The organism is Pandoraea pneumonica (assembly GCF_902459645.1).
GTDB lineage: Bacteria > Pseudomonadota > Gammaproteobacteria > Burkholderiales > Burkholderiaceae > Pandoraea > Pandoraea pneumonica.
This window is the reverse complement of the sequence record NZ_CABPSK010000003.1, coordinates 162,299-175,113: the sequence shown is the minus strand read 5'-3', so window position 1 is coordinate 175,113 and position 12,815 is coordinate 162,299. Positions and strand designations below refer to the sequence as shown.

Genomic DNA, 12,815 nt, shown 5'->3' with positions numbered 1-12,815 from the left:
CGGATGGCGCTGGCGAGGGCCGTGGTGCAAAGGGGATTGGTACGCGCAACGGCTTTATGACTGTCACATAAAAGACATATGACATTGTCATGATGGTCGGTCCCACCCGATTCCGGCGTGGCTTTCCCGGTGTTTTGTCTTCCCACGTTTGGCTCCAACAGTGCGCATGTTCGCCGACCTTGCTCATAACGCTTACGGCTGCGATCAGGCTGGTCTGATCTATGGCTATCGCTTTACCGACGGTGCGCCGCCTGAACCGGTCGATTCTGGCGAGGCATTGGCGTGGCTGGCCAAGGCGGGCCGTGGTGAAGGGGGCGACGGGTTTTTGTGGCTGCACTTCAATTTCGCGCATGCGGCGTGCGAGAAGTGGCTGCAACAGCACATGCACTTGCCCGAGGAGTTCTTCGACTCTCTGACCGAAGGCTCGCGCTCCACACGCATCGAACATTCCGACGACTGGTTGCTGGCGGTGATCAACGATGTGATCTTCGCGTTTGATATTGCGCAGTCCGAAATTTCGACGTTGCGAGTCGCGGCCAATGCCCGCTTACTCGTGACGGGGCGGGTGAAGCCGTTGCGTTCGATCGACAAGCTGCGGGCGTCGGTCAAACGTGGCGAGGTGTTTCGTTCGCCGCTGGCGTTGCTGGTGCACTTGTTCCGCGATCAGGCGGACGTGCTGGAGCGCATCGTGCGCGAAACGAGCCGTCGAGTCGACACCGTGGAGGACCGATTGCTCCAGCAGCGTATCGAGAGCAACCGGGCCGATCTGGGGTCGCTGCGGCGGGTGCTGGTGCGACTGCAAAGGCTGCTGGCACCGGAGCCGGCGGCGCTGTTCCGGTTGTTGAGCCGCCCGCCTGCGTGGGGGCATGCCGAGGATGTGCAGGAATTCCGGCAGGCGACGGAAGAGTTTGCCGTGGTGCTCAACGACTTGTCGGCGCTGCTAGAGCGCATCAAGTTGTTGCAGGAGGAGATTGCGGCGATGGTGAGCGAGCGCACCGACCGCACGATTTACACGCTGACGGTGGTGACGGTGCTGGCGTTGCCGATCAACATCGTGGCGGGTTTCTTCGGCATGAACGTCGGCGGCATTCCACTGGCCGAGCACCCGCACGGGTTCTGGGTGCTGGTCGCGATTGTCGCGACGGGCACGGCGGCTGCCGGTTGGTGGGCATTTCGGCGGCGGCCGGAGTAGCTGCGCTCACCGCGTAATGCTCGTGAAATCGAACATTAAGTCTGTATTGCTCGATTTTACGAGCATTCATAGCCTTGTCTTTTTCAGAATTGATCGTAAAATCAATCATTAAGCCGTTAATGTGTGATTTTACGATCATGAAAATCTCCCAAAGCGATTCGATCTCGTCGACGTTGCAGGCCGAAGCCGCGCAACTTGGCCAGCTGTTGGCCCGACTGCGGAAGGCGCGGCAGCTAAAGCAGACGGACGTGGCGGCCCGCGCCGGGCTGTCTCGCAACACCATCTATCGCCTCGAACATGGCGACCCGGGGCTCGCGTTCGGGCAAATCCTGCGCTATCTCGATGCCGTCGCCCCCGGCGCAACGCTCAAGGATCTGTATGCTGAATCGGATCCCGCATTGGCTGCATTGACGTTGCGGGAGCAAACCCGGCGGGTGCGTGATCTGTCGAGCGCCGATCTTGAGGCGCTCGATTTCTGATGTGACGCAAAAAACGCCGGGGAAGTCAGTCACTTATCTCTTATCTTGGAATGCGAACCATGGCAGAGGCCACGACTCGGCTCACCGTTTTCGCGCATCTGACGCAAGGGTGGGCACCGTGTGGTCAGCTCGATCTCACTGAATCTGGGCCTACGTTGATGGCGTCAGCGTTTGCGTATGGTCTGAAATACCTGCGTCGCAAAGACGCCGTCGAAGTCGATCCGGTGAGTCTTGGGATTGGTGAGCGCGAGAACGTGGCCGCGAGGCGTTTGTTTCCTCACAATCAGTTGACCGCGTTCGGCGGCATTCGTGATGCGGCGCCCGACGCGTGGGGGCGGCGTGTGATCGAGGCAAAACTCAAGGTGCCCGCCAATAGCTTGCCGGAATCGGCCTATTTGCTCCACGCGGGCAGCGAACGTGTTGGCGCGCTCGACGTGCGGCGTACCTTGGACGACGCGCCATCGGCGGGCGTGACTGGCGTGAAATCGCTGGCGTATCTGGTGGAGGCGGCTGACCGGATCGAGGCGGGGTTGCCCGTGCCCGCGCATCTTGACGCCATTTTTGTCGATGGCTCTGCGCTTGGTGGCGCGCGTCCCAAGGCTTCCGTGAGAGATGAAACCGGGGTGTTGTGGCTTGCCAAATTTCCCAGCCGCAATGACCCGTTTAGCGTGCCGATCCTAGAGTGTGCGACCTTACGCCTAGCTGAGCGTGCTGGATTGACGGTGCCAGCGGTGCATATTCGTCAGTTGGGGGAGCGTCAAGTGATGTTGATTCGTCGCTTTGACCGGTTCTGGGCGGGGCCCGACGAAGACGCCCGTGCCGATGCCGCACTTTCCTGCGTTGGACCGGAAGAGGGGCATGTCGAACGGCGCATCCCGTTTGTCAGTGGTTTGACGTTCGTAGGCTGCGACGAAACCGAATCGCACACGAAGGCCTATGCGGATCTTGCCGATGCCGTGCGACGCTACTGTCATACGAGCGTTATCCGGCGCGACAATGCAGAACTCTTCAAGCGGATGATTTACAACATCTTCGTGAGCAACGACGACGATCATCTGCGCAATCACGGATTTCTTTGGGACGCACACCTTGGCGGCTGGCGTCTCAGTCCGCTTTACGATGTGATGCCTCGCAGCAGTGCGGCGCATGAGCGAGTCCTGCATCTTGGCGTGGGGCCGCAAGGACGACTGGCCACGCTCGACAATGCGCTCGAATCACATGAGCGCTTTACGCTGTCGCGGCGTGATGCTTGCCAGTTGATCGACGACGTTTGGCGAGTCGTGCGCGAATGGCGAGTGTTCTTCGACGAGTTTTCGGTCGGTGCCGCCGACATCGACCGCATCGCGCCGGCGTTTCGCCATATCGACGCTATATCGAGCGCCGCGCTGCGAAAGCAATTGAACTGATCCCCGAAATCCGATCCACCGCCTCCAGCACTTGTTCCGGCGTAATCTCGCGCGAGCATTCGAACGCGCGCGGGGTGCCGTGGTGGCGCGGGCACCAGTGGAAGTCATCGTGGCGATAGGGCAAGGCCGGATCGTGCCAGCAGCCGGTGCAGACTTCCGGCGTACGTTCCGGCGCACTGACGCGATAAGGCGTCGAGAACTCGTTATGCGGCAGCGTGAATCCCGATACCAGCACGGTCGGGGTGCCTGCCGTCCACGCCAGCCACGACAACCCGCTCGACAGGCCGATAAAGGCGCTCGCGTGCCGCAACCAGCGCGCGCGCTCAATGAGCGGCAAATCGCCGGTCATATCTTCGGCACCTGCCGGAATTTCCTGGCAAAAGTCGCCCTTGCCATGGCGCGCCTTCTGATCAATGCAAATCACCCGGAAGCCGCGCGCACGCAATGCGGCAACCACCGTCTCCCAGCCTTCAGGGCGATTCCAGTATTTGCACTGCGCCGTACTCTGCACAGCGATGCAGACGTAAGGCTCCGCGAGCGGGCGAGAGTCATCGGGCAAACAGAGCGTGGCCGTGGCCTCCGCGTCGTCCACGCCGAGAATGTGTGCAGCCGTGCGATGCAGCCCCGTCTGGCGGAAATCGCGTGGTTGCTGCTTCAGGTCCCAATCGTCGAAGAAGAGTCCGACGTTGTAAGTCGCGTAATACTTGCGCCGCTCAACGTTCTCCTGCGCGACAAAGTCCACCTCAGGGTAGGCGTCCCGAAACAGCGCAGCGACGGCAGGCGTGACGACACAGGCTAAACGGCAGCCATGCTCGCGGCCGAAACGCAGCGCATAAGGCAGCCAGCCGAGAACGTCGCCCAAGGCCGCCAGCGGAAACTGTACGAGCACGTACTGATCGCGGACCTCAAAACGATGCTCGAACACCACCACGTTGTTCAGCCAGATCGTGATGCCATACGGTACGAAGAACTTGGCCGGGCTGCGAACGACACCCGAGGACAACTCGGTCTCGATGAGCGTGGCGTCGTTGCGCGTGTCGAATAGCCGCACGCGCCACGGCAGGGGCTGACCGAAGTCGGGAATGACGACCCGTGCGCCATCGTTGAAATCGAAACGCAACCCGGCCGGACCGACCTGCGTCGGCAGCAACGCCGGGGCGAGAAAGATCTGGCGCGGGGATTGGGCAAACGGCGCGACGGCGGGCGCGTTGACTGAGAGGGTATGGGGAGGGACGGCATCGTTCATGCCCTTACCTTACTTCTGGCACCCGGGAGGCAATCGGCGGACAAACACGGCAAAAGGCGGTTATTTCGCGATTTTGCCGGTGTTTTCGGCCGAAAACCCTTTCGATGCCTTACTTACCCCGCACCCGTCATCGCCTGATATTGGGTGCGCAGCGCTTGCGTGAAGCGTTGATGCGTCTCACGCGGGTTCTCGCGGCGGGTGAACATCGCCACCGGCGGCAACGTCCACGTCAGCGACCACGGCACCACGGCCACACCCGCCACACGCACCAGTTCCTCGGCAATGTCGGCAGGCAGCAGCGACACGGCGCGCTCGCTGCTGGCGAGCAATTCGCCGGTCAGCCGCGACGAAAAGCTCTCGACGATCGGCACCGGCGGCACCACACCCGCGTGCAGGAACAAATCGGCCAGTTGATCGCGCAGCGGCGTGTTGGGCGCACCCATCACCCAGTCCAGCTCGGCGAGTTGCGCCCAAACCGGGGCACTTCGGCCCAGACGCGCCGCTAACCGGCGGCTGGCCACAACGCGGGGCATCTGGTGATGCAGCACTTCGAATTGCACTTGTGTGAGATCGACACTGGCGGCGGCGCGCCCGATCACGACATCCAGCGTGTGATCGCGCAACTGCGCCATAAGGGCCTCGCTGGTGCCCTCGTGCAGCGTGACGGTGAGCCGTTGCGGCAACTGCGCGAGGGTTTGCTGAATGGCGGCGGCAAGCGTCTTGCCCGAGATATACGGAATCACCCCGACATGCAGGCGCGCTGCGTGCCCGGCCATGACGGCCTCGATGTCGCGGGTCAGGTGGTCGAGATCGTGCACCATCGCCTGCGCTCGGGCGAGCACCACGTCGCCCAGTGGCGTGGGGGTCATGCCGCGCGGCGTGCGGTCGAAGAGCGGTCCGCCCAGCATGCTTTCCAGCTCGGCGAGCGCGCTGGTGACGGCTGGCTGGCTGGTCGCCATATGCTCCGCTACGCGCGTGAGCGAGCCATGCTGCTGAATCTGCAATAACAGCACCAGATGGCGCATCTTGAGCCGCGTCGTCAGACGCCGCACCACCTCGCCCGTATCGAAAGGCACCACTCCCACCCCCTGAATCCCCGAATCCTGCGAGCGCCCAGCCCCCGCCGGGCGGGGAACGTACGCTCATAACGAAAACATGATGGCCCCATAGTAATTCAGAATCGCGTGCCAATAGCGGCTGCCTAGAATGGCTTCGCAATCAGGTGCGCCGGGCGGCAACCGTCGAATAGAACGGCCGGACGGCGCGCGAGAGAGACGACATCCAACGAGGACGACACGCCCATGAGCAACAACAACGATCACCAGGCCGCCCTGGAATATCACCAGTTCCCCACGCCGGGCAAGATCTCCGTGACGGCCAGCAAGCCGCTCGTCACGCAGCGCGACCTGGCGCTCGCCTACACCCCGGGCGTTGCCATCCCGTGTCAGGAAATTGCGGCCGACCCCGCCAAGGCGTTCAACTACACCGCGCGCGGCAACCTCGTGGGCGTGATCACCAACGGCTCGGCCGTGCTGGGTCTGGGCAATATCGGTGCGCTCGCCTCCAAGCCGGTGATGGAAGGCAAGGCCGTCCTCTTCAAGAAATTTGCCGGGATCGACGTTTTCGACATCGAAGTCACCGAAAGCGACCCCGATAAGCTCGTCGACATCATCGCCAGCCTCGAAGCCACCTTCGGCGGGATCAACCTCGAAGACATCAAGGCCCCCGAGTGCTTCACCGTCGAGCGCAAGCTGCGCGAGCGCATGAAGATTCCCGTCTTCCACGACGATCAGCACGGCACCGCCATCACCGTCTCGGCCGCGTTCATCAACGGCCTGAAGGTCGTGGGCAAAGACATCAAGGAAGTGAAGGTCGTGACCTCGGGCGCCGGTGCGGCTGCCCTGGCGTGTCTGGACCTGATGGTCGATCTCGGCCTGCCCATCGAAAACGTGTGGGCCACCGACATCGACGGCGTCGTCTATGAAGGCCGCGCAGTCGGCATGGACCCGGACAAGGCGCGCTTCGCCCAGAAGACCGACAAGCGCACGCTCGCCGAAGTGATCGAAGGCGCCGACGTGTTCCTCGGCCTGTCGGCCGGTGGTGTGCTCAAGCCGGAAATGTTGAAGACCATGGGCCCGCGCCCGCTGATTCTGGCGCTTGCCAACCCGACGCCGGAAATCTTCCCGGAAGACGCGCGTGCAGCTCGCGACGACGTGGTGCTGGCCACGGGCCGTTCGGACTTCCCGAATCAGGTCAACAACGTGCTGTGCTTCCCGTACATTTTCCGTGGCGCACTGGACGTTGGCGCGACCACCATCACGCGCAACATGGAAATCGCTGCCGTGCACGCGATTGCCGGTTTGGCGCAGGAAGAACCGAACGATTCCGTGGCGACCGCCTACGGCGCCTATGACCTCTCGTTCGGGCCGGAATACCTGATTCCGAAGCCGTTCGATTCGCGCCTGATCGTGCGTATCGCACCGGCCGTGGCGCGTGCCGCCATGGAAGACGGCGTGGCGACGCGTCCGATCACCGACTTCGGCGCGTATGCCGACCAGTTGCAGCAGTTTGTGTACCACTCGGGCGCGTTCATGAAGCCGATCTTCTCGGCGGCTAAGCAACTCGTGCGCGACGGCGGCAAAGCGCGCATCGTGTTCGCCGAAGGGGAAGAAGAGCGCGTGCTGCGCGCCGTGCAAGTGATCGTCGACGAAAAGCTGGCACGTCCGATTCTCGTGGGCCGTCCGGAAGTGCTGCTTGCGCGCATCGAGAAATTCGGTCTGCGCCTGCGTCTGGGCGAAGACGTCGAAGTGACCAACCCGTACTACGACGAGCGCTTCCACCAGTACTGGACGAACTACTGGGAACTGCGTTGCCGCGACGGCATCACCAAGGAAATGGCACGCGTGGAAATGCGCCGCCGTCTCACGCTCATCGGCGCAATGATGGTGCGTCTGGGCGACGCCGACGGCATGATCTGCGGCACGGTAGGGGCGTATCACGACCACCTGCGCTTCGTCGACGAAGTGATCGGCAAGCAAGCGGGCGCGAATACCTACGCGGCCATGAACATCCTGCTGCTCGACAAGCGCACCGTGGCGCTGGTGGACACGCACGTCAACGACGATCCGACCGCTGAGCAGATCGCCGAATTCACGCTGGCGGCTGCCAAGCAGATGTCGTGGTTGAACCTCAACCCGAAGGTCGCGCTGCTCTCGCGCTCGAACTTCGGCTCGGGCAGCGCCGCGTCGGGTACCAAGATGCGCCGCGTGCTGGAGATGGTGTCGGCACAAGCGCCGGATCTGGAAATCGATGGCGAAATGCACGGCGACTGCGCACTCGACGAAGCGCTGCGCAGCCGTATCCTGCCGCATTCGCGTCTGAAGGGTGCCGCCAACCTGCTGGTGTGCCCGAACGTGGACTCGGGCAACATCGCCTACAACCTGCTCAAGACGGGCGCGGGCAGCAACGTTGCCGTCGGCCCGTTCCTGCTGGGCGTGGGTGCACCGGTCAACGTGCTGACCTCCAGCTCGACCGTGCGACGCATCATCAACATGACGGCGCTCACGGTCATCCAGGCCAATCGTGACTGAAGTCGACGCGGCGCTCGCGCTCGGGGGTAGGTAAAGCCCCCGGCGCCGAGCGTCGGCGCAAACGCCCCGGCACGCTGGGCAGACGTATCGTTTTGATGCGCTGCCAGCCGCGTCGGGGCGTTTGCGTTTTGATTTGGGCGTTCTTTCCCGGCACCGCCTGCCCGAACGCCTTCCCGCAAATCCATTCGAGCGTGCTGCACATCGCGAAGTAGATCAGCGCGACGAAGGCGAACACTTCCGCCGGATACACCATCAACCGGCTGTTGACCTGCGTCGCCAGAAACGACAGCTCCGCCACACCGACGATGTAGGCGAGCGATGTGTCTTTCACGAGCGAAATCCACTGGTTCACGAACGACGGCGCCATCATGCGCAGCGCCTGCGGCAGCACCACATGCCGCAGCGTTTGCACGCGCGTGAGGCCGAGCGACATGCCCGCTTGCCACTGCGCCGTGCCCACCCCGCGAATTCCGGCATAGACCGTGTGCGAGAGATACGCGCCGCCGATGAGCGAGAGTGCGCACGCCACGGTCGCCAGGTCGGGGACGTTCACGCCGAAGAGGATCGGTAGCAGGAAGTAAGTCCAGAAGATCAGCATCAGCACCGGAATCGCCCGGAAGAAGCCGATGACGAGCGTGAGTGCCCAGCGCGCTGGACCGTTGAGCATCGCGAGCGCAATGCCGCCCGCTAGCCCGAGCAGGCCCGATGCCACTGCACTCGTGCTGGCAAGTACCAGCGTGAGCGCGGCGCCCGAGAGCGGACCCTCGGGGAAGTCGCCCCAGAGCAGGTAGGGCAGGTTATCGAGAACGGCAGAGAAGTTCATGGTCAGCGCCAAGCGGTCAGCAGTCAGCGGGAAGGGGCGGCGGCATGGCGGTGCGTCGTCGCAAGACTCACGGCTTCGATCAGCGCGATCGCGCCTACGTAGAGCAGGGTGGCAATGCCGAACGCCTGAAACGTCTTGAACGTTTCGGTCTCGACCTGACGCGACGCATACGAGAGTTCGGCCAACCCGATCGCCATCGTGAGCGACGAGTTCTTCACTACGTTCATGTACTGCCCGAACAGTGGCGGCAACGCGATGCGCACGGCTTGCGGCAGCACCACGTGACGGAAGATCGCGTAGCGGCTGAGCCCCAGTGCGGCAGCGGCCTGCGTCTGACCGGCGGCAACGCCGCGCAACCCGGCACGAATTTCTTCACCGATGAATGCCGTGGTGTAGAGCGTGAGGCCGACGAATCCGGCGAGGGTCTCAAGCGCTGGCCAGCGGATATCGAACAGCACCAGATGCCACGCGTGCGGCTGTGAAAGCCATTCGACGGCGCTCGTCGGCAACAGCGCGGCGACGCCGAAATACCAAAAGAACAGTTGCACCAGCAGCGGCGTATTGCGCATGACGGCGACGAACGCTGCGGCAGGGCGCGCGAATACTGCGCTGTGGGAGTTGCGTGCCAGTGCGAGCCCGAAGCCCAACCACGTGGCGGCGGCGCTCGTCACCGCCGCCAGCGCGATGGTCACGACGAAACCATGGAACAACCAACTGAGGTACTTCGGGGCGAGCCAATCGATCATGACGCGGTGTATCCAAGCAAAAACGCCGGGGCACACGAGGTGGTTCCCTCTTGTGCCCCGGCTGGCAGGCTAATAACGCTAAGCGGACTCAATGCGTCGCTTTAGCGCCCAAGCCTCACGCCTCACGCCTTATCGCCGATCTTGAACAGGCGCGGCAGCGGCTGTGCCGTTTTCGGGCCGAACCAGCGGTCGTAGATATTGGCGGCGGTGCCGTCCTTCTCCAGCCCGCGCAGCGTGTCGTTCACGAAGGCCGTCAGGCGCTCCTCGCCCTTGGGCACGCCCACACCCATGTAGTCGTTCGAGATGGTGAATGCAGGGATTTCGTAGTTCTGCTTGTCAGGCACGTTGGCGAGCAGGCCGACCAGCTTCGGGCCGTCCTGCGTAATCGCTTGCACGGTGCCCGCGCGCAATGCTGCAAAAGCAAACGGCGTGTCGTCGAAGGCGACGATGGTCGCGCTCGGGAATTTCTCGCGCAGCGTGATTTCGTTCGTGGTGCCCTTATCGGCGCCTACGCGCAGCTTGCTTAACTGATCGGGCGACGAAAGCGTGCCTTTCTTCGCGAGGAATTGCTGGCCCGAAGAGAAGTACGGAATGCTGAAGTCGATCTGTTTGGCGCGTTCGTCGGTGATCGTGAAGTTGGCGAGCACGAGGTCGACCTTCTTCGACGTCAGGAACGGAATGCGATTGGCGGGGTTCGTCGGTTGCAGTTCGAGCTTCACGCCGAGCTTGTCGGCGAGCGCCTTGGCGTAGTCCACATCGAGGCCGACGATCTTGTGCGACTTGGCGTCGACATAGCCGAACGGCGGATTACTGTCGAACGTGGCGACGCGCAGCACGCCCGCTTTCTTGATGTCGTCGAGTTTGTCGGCGTGCGCTGCGAGCGGCAGCAATGCGGCGGCGGAAAAGAGGGCGGCGGCGAAGATCGAACCAACCCGTTGTGCGCGTGGTGTGCGATGGATGTTTTGCATGGCCTGATGGGCTCCGTTTTTGTGAAACGCATGAAACCTTCACTCGATACCGCCGGAAGTAAGCCGGACAGGGTTCGGCGGAGGCTCGCTACGGATAGCGGCGAGCGGGTTTCACACGCGAGCTTCACAAGATAACGGGGCACTGGCGCGCGCCCAACCAATCGATTTTCCTTAGCAAAACGCCGGCGCTGATAAGCGCCGGCGTTCGGAGATATTGAAGCGGAGATCTGCTGCGAGCGAGGTCATGCGCACGCGCGCAGCATCGACCGGGGGTTATCCGTGATAGCGGTCGTGGTCGTCGCGATGGTCATCGTGGCGGTTGTCGTGACGGTCGTCATGACGGTCCGGGCCGCCATGGCCCCAGCCGCCGCGATCGAGCGCCCAGCCATGCGGGCCTTGGTGCCATTCCGGCGCACGGTAGGCGTAGCCCGGGCGCTCACGTTCCCAGTGACCGCCGTTCCACACGTGGCGATGGCCGTCCCAATCCCAGAAGCCCGGTGCCCACACATAGCCGACGCGCGGCGGCGGCACCACTTCATAACGCGGCGGCGGCGGTGCGCCGATGCTGATCGATACGCCCACCTGAGCGTGGGCCGGTGCTACAGCAATACCGCCGAGCGTGGCGGCAACGAGCGCGATGGTAAGAGTCAGTTTTTTCATGTTCGCCCCCTTGAAAGCGATGTCTTTGAATGCGCTTTCATCGTACGAGGTGAACCGGCAAATCACGAAACAAATAGTCGTAAGAAAGTGTTCGAATTGTTTCGTTCTGTTGGCCGAAAAGCCGCGTGGACAGCGGCTTTGGCAGCATTCCGGGAAACCAGAAGGCGGTCGGGATTGCCGATCGGCCCCCCGGATGCACGGGCTTGCGTGCGAATTACTGACCGGCGCGTTGATGACGGAATTCCTGCGTGCGCCCGCCGTACCCGTAAGCCGCGGCACGCGCGTCGATCACGTGGATGTACGAGCACGCGTGCACATTGCCAAGCAAGCCCGAGAGCGCTTCGAACACTTGCGCAATGTACTGCGCTTTTTCGGCCTTGGTGTTCGTCTCGTCGGTCACGCTGATATCGAGATGAAAGGCGTTTTTCCCCTGCTCGGAGAGCGGCGCGCCGCCGATGAACCAACGCTCGTGGGGAATGTACTCGACGGTGACGGCGATCACTTCGGGCGCTTTGTGCAGCACGTCTACCGTGAGTTGCGAGACGGCGCGCACGGCGTCGCGCGAGAGGGCATCGTTGGGCGTGCCGGAGAGTTGCAGAACGAGATGAGGCATGACGAAACTCCTGAAGTCGTGAAGGATACGCCGCGAAACATGGATCGCCAGCGCACGGTTGTTGCTAACCACGACATCAGTTTAGGGAGTCGATTGACATCGGAAAAGCGGGAATATACGATTTGATCCATCGGTTTATCAAATGGATAACATCATGGCGCCGGGATTCGATTTCGATCAGTTGCGTACGTTCGTCGCGGTCGCAGACGCGGGCAGTTTGTCGGCGGCGGCCCCGCTGGTGTTTCTCTCGCAATCGTCGGTGAGCGAGCAGATTCGCAAGCTTGAAGCGCGGGCCGGGGTGTCGCTGTTCACGCGCGGCAAGCTGGGCGTGGCGACAACGGCGGCGGGCGATCGTCTGCTAGGCCACGCGCGGCAATTGCTCGCGCAGAGCGAGCAGGCGTGGCACGACGTGCGGGGTTTCTCGCTCTCGGGCGAATTGAGGCTGGCGATTACCGACTACTTCCGCCCCGGCGATGTCGCGCGCATGCTGCGGCATTTGGGTGTGGTGTATCCAGCGCTGCGCATTCACGTGACGATTCTCAAGAGCGGCATTATCGAAACCGGTTACGACACCGGCGAGTTCGATATCGGGGTGTCGATGCGAATACTCGGGAAGTCGATGGCGCGCGAAGGGGTTGCGGGGACGCAGGCGCTATCGCGCGAAACGCTCGACTGGGTGGCCGCACCCGATTTCGTCCTCGATACCGGCGCGCCGCTGCCATTGCTCGTGTTGCCGGACACGTGTGCGCTCCATCGATTCACGACGCAATGGCTCGACACGCATCACGTGCCGTACACCATCGCGCATGTGGCGTCGGGGGTGGCGGGGTTACAACTGGCGTTGAGTGCGGGACTCGGGGTGGCGTGCCTGAATGCGTCGGCTGCGGGGCCGTCGCTCATGCGCATCGAGAAGCTGGTGAAAGGGCGTCGTTTGCCGAAGCTGCCGGAAGCGGAGTTTCATTTGCTCCCGGCGCGTCGCGGTGAACCCGACTGGGTCACACAGGCGCGCCAAGCGCTGGCGTCGCAGCTCGCCGCGCCAACAGCGCTCAACTAAGCAGAGGGCTTAAGCCGGATCGGCGCCGAACCTAAATC

Annotated in this window: 12 protein-coding genes; 5 read left to right on the top strand and 7 right to left on the bottom strand. The window is 62.8% G+C overall.

All coding sequences use genetic code 11. The features are described 5' to 3' along the window. Window positions 1-166 precede the first annotated feature (166 nt). The 3 genes from PPN31114_RS16235 (at window position 167) to PPN31114_RS16225 (ending at window position 3,077) form a co-directional block, all read left to right on the top strand. A complete protein-coding gene (locus PPN31114_RS16235) occupies window positions 167-1,192 on the top strand; it encodes a transporter (RefSeq protein WP_150680569.1) in 1,026 nt (341 codons plus the stop codon). A 74-nt stretch (window positions 1,193-1,266) separates the two neighbouring features. After that, on the top strand, window positions 1,267-1,671 hold the full coding sequence (locus tag PPN31114_RS16230; protein ID WP_246182600.1) for a helix-turn-helix domain-containing protein: 405 nt from the start codon (window positions 1,267-1,269) through the stop codon (window positions 1,669-1,671). 59 nt (window positions 1,672-1,730) lie between these two features. Then, the gene (locus PPN31114_RS16225) at window positions 1,731-3,077 is read left to right on the top strand and encodes a type II toxin-antitoxin system HipA family toxin (RefSeq protein ID WP_174988137.1); all 1,347 of its coding nucleotides are present in this window, start codon (window positions 1,731-1,733) and stop codon (window positions 3,075-3,077) included. Here PPN31114_RS16225 and PPN31114_RS16220 read toward each other — a convergent pair. Continuing rightward, window positions 3,040-4,323, bottom strand: coding sequence for an autotransporter strand-loop-strand O-heptosyltransferase (locus PPN31114_RS16220; RefSeq protein WP_150680567.1), 1,284 nt, complete (start codon window positions 4,321-4,323; stop codon window positions 3,040-3,042). The two genes, PPN31114_RS16225 and PPN31114_RS16220, sit on opposite strands and share 38 nt — an antisense overlap. Window positions 4,324-4,436: 113 nt before the next feature. Beyond that, on the bottom strand, window positions 4,437-5,399 hold the full coding sequence (locus PPN31114_RS16215) for a LysR family transcriptional regulator (RefSeq protein WP_150681092.1): 963 nt from the start codon (window positions 5,397-5,399) through the stop codon (window positions 4,437-4,439). Window positions 5,400-5,624: 225 nt separating this feature from the next. Between PPN31114_RS16215 and PPN31114_RS16210 the strand changes: the two genes are divergently transcribed. Then, window positions 5,625-7,913, top strand: coding sequence for an NADP-dependent malic enzyme (locus tag PPN31114_RS16210; protein WP_150680566.1), 2,289 nt, complete (start codon window positions 5,625-5,627; stop codon window positions 7,911-7,913). On the opposite strand, the gene PPN31114_RS16205 is transcribed toward PPN31114_RS16210, so the two are convergent. The 5 genes from PPN31114_RS16205 to PPN31114_RS16185 form a co-directional block, all read right to left on the bottom strand. Next, the gene (locus PPN31114_RS16205; RefSeq protein WP_150680565.1) at window positions 7,891-8,736 is read right to left on the bottom strand and encodes an amino acid ABC transporter permease; all 846 of its coding nucleotides are present in this window, start codon (window positions 8,734-8,736) and stop codon (window positions 7,891-7,893) included. The genes PPN31114_RS16210 and PPN31114_RS16205 overlap by 23 nt on opposite strands. A gap of 23 nt (window positions 8,737-8,759) precedes the next feature. Beyond that, window positions 8,760-9,482, bottom strand: a complete 723-nt coding sequence (locus PPN31114_RS16200; protein WP_150680564.1) for an amino acid ABC transporter permease — start codon at window positions 9,480-9,482, stop codon at window positions 8,760-8,762. A gap of 122 nt (window positions 9,483-9,604) precedes the next feature. Continuing rightward, on the bottom strand, window positions 9,605-10,450 hold the full coding sequence (locus PPN31114_RS16195) for an ABC transporter substrate-binding protein (protein ID WP_150680563.1): 846 nt from the start codon (window positions 10,448-10,450) through the stop codon (window positions 9,605-9,607). A gap of 273 nt (window positions 10,451-10,723) precedes the next feature. Further along, on the bottom strand, window positions 10,724-11,110 hold the full coding sequence (locus PPN31114_RS16190; RefSeq protein WP_150680562.1) for a YXWGXW repeat-containing protein: 387 nt from the start codon (window positions 11,108-11,110) through the stop codon (window positions 10,724-10,726). 214 nt (window positions 11,111-11,324) lie between these two features. Continuing rightward, a complete protein-coding gene (locus tag PPN31114_RS16185) occupies window positions 11,325-11,723 on the bottom strand; it encodes a tautomerase family protein (protein ID WP_150680561.1) in 399 nt (132 codons plus the stop codon). A gap of 154 nt (window positions 11,724-11,877) precedes the next feature. Between PPN31114_RS16185 and PPN31114_RS16180 the strand changes: the two genes are divergently transcribed. Beyond that, window positions 11,878-12,777 (top strand): LysR family transcriptional regulator, encoded by a 900-nt coding sequence (locus tag PPN31114_RS16180; protein WP_246182599.1) that lies wholly within the window; start codon window positions 11,878-11,880, stop codon window positions 12,775-12,777. The last annotated feature ends 38 nt before the right edge of the window (window positions 12,778-12,815 follow it).

What these genes read in the sequence shown, in the direction of transcription:
- PPN31114_RS16235 (WP_150680569.1), top strand. Translation starts at nt 167, where the DNA reads ATGTTCGCCGACCTTGCTCATAACGCTTACGGCTGCGATCAGGCTGGT.
- PPN31114_RS16225 (WP_174988137.1), top strand. Translation starts at nt 1,731, where the DNA reads ATGGCAGAGGCCACGACTCGGCTCACCGTTTTCGCGCATCTGACGCAA.
- PPN31114_RS16220 (WP_150680567.1), bottom strand. Translation starts at nt 4,323, where the DNA reads ATGAACGATGCCGTCCCTCCCCATACCCTCTCAGTCAACGCGCCCGCC.
- PPN31114_RS16210 (WP_150680566.1), top strand. Translation starts at nt 5,625, where the DNA reads ATGAGCAACAACAACGATCACCAGGCCGCCCTGGAATATCACCAGTTC.
- PPN31114_RS16205 (WP_150680565.1), bottom strand. Translation starts at nt 8,736, where the DNA reads ATGAACTTCTCTGCCGTTCTCGATAACCTGCCCTACCTGCTCTGGGGC.
- PPN31114_RS16200 (WP_150680564.1), bottom strand. Translation starts at nt 9,482, where the DNA reads ATGATCGATTGGCTCGCCCCGAAGTACCTCAGTTGGTTGTTCCATGGT.
- PPN31114_RS16195 (WP_150680563.1), bottom strand. Translation starts at nt 10,450, where the DNA reads ATGCAAAACATCCATCGCACACCACGCGCACAACGGGTTGGTTCGATC.
- PPN31114_RS16190 (WP_150680562.1), bottom strand. Translation starts at nt 11,110, where the DNA reads ATGAAAAAACTGACTCTTACCATCGCGCTCGTTGCCGCCACGCTCGGC.
- PPN31114_RS16185 (WP_150680561.1), bottom strand. Translation starts at nt 11,723, where the DNA reads ATGCCTCATCTCGTTCTGCAACTCTCCGGCACGCCCAACGATGCCCTC.
- PPN31114_RS16180 (WP_246182599.1), top strand. Translation starts at nt 11,878, where the DNA reads ATGGCGCCGGGATTCGATTTCGATCAGTTGCGTACGTTCGTCGCGGTC.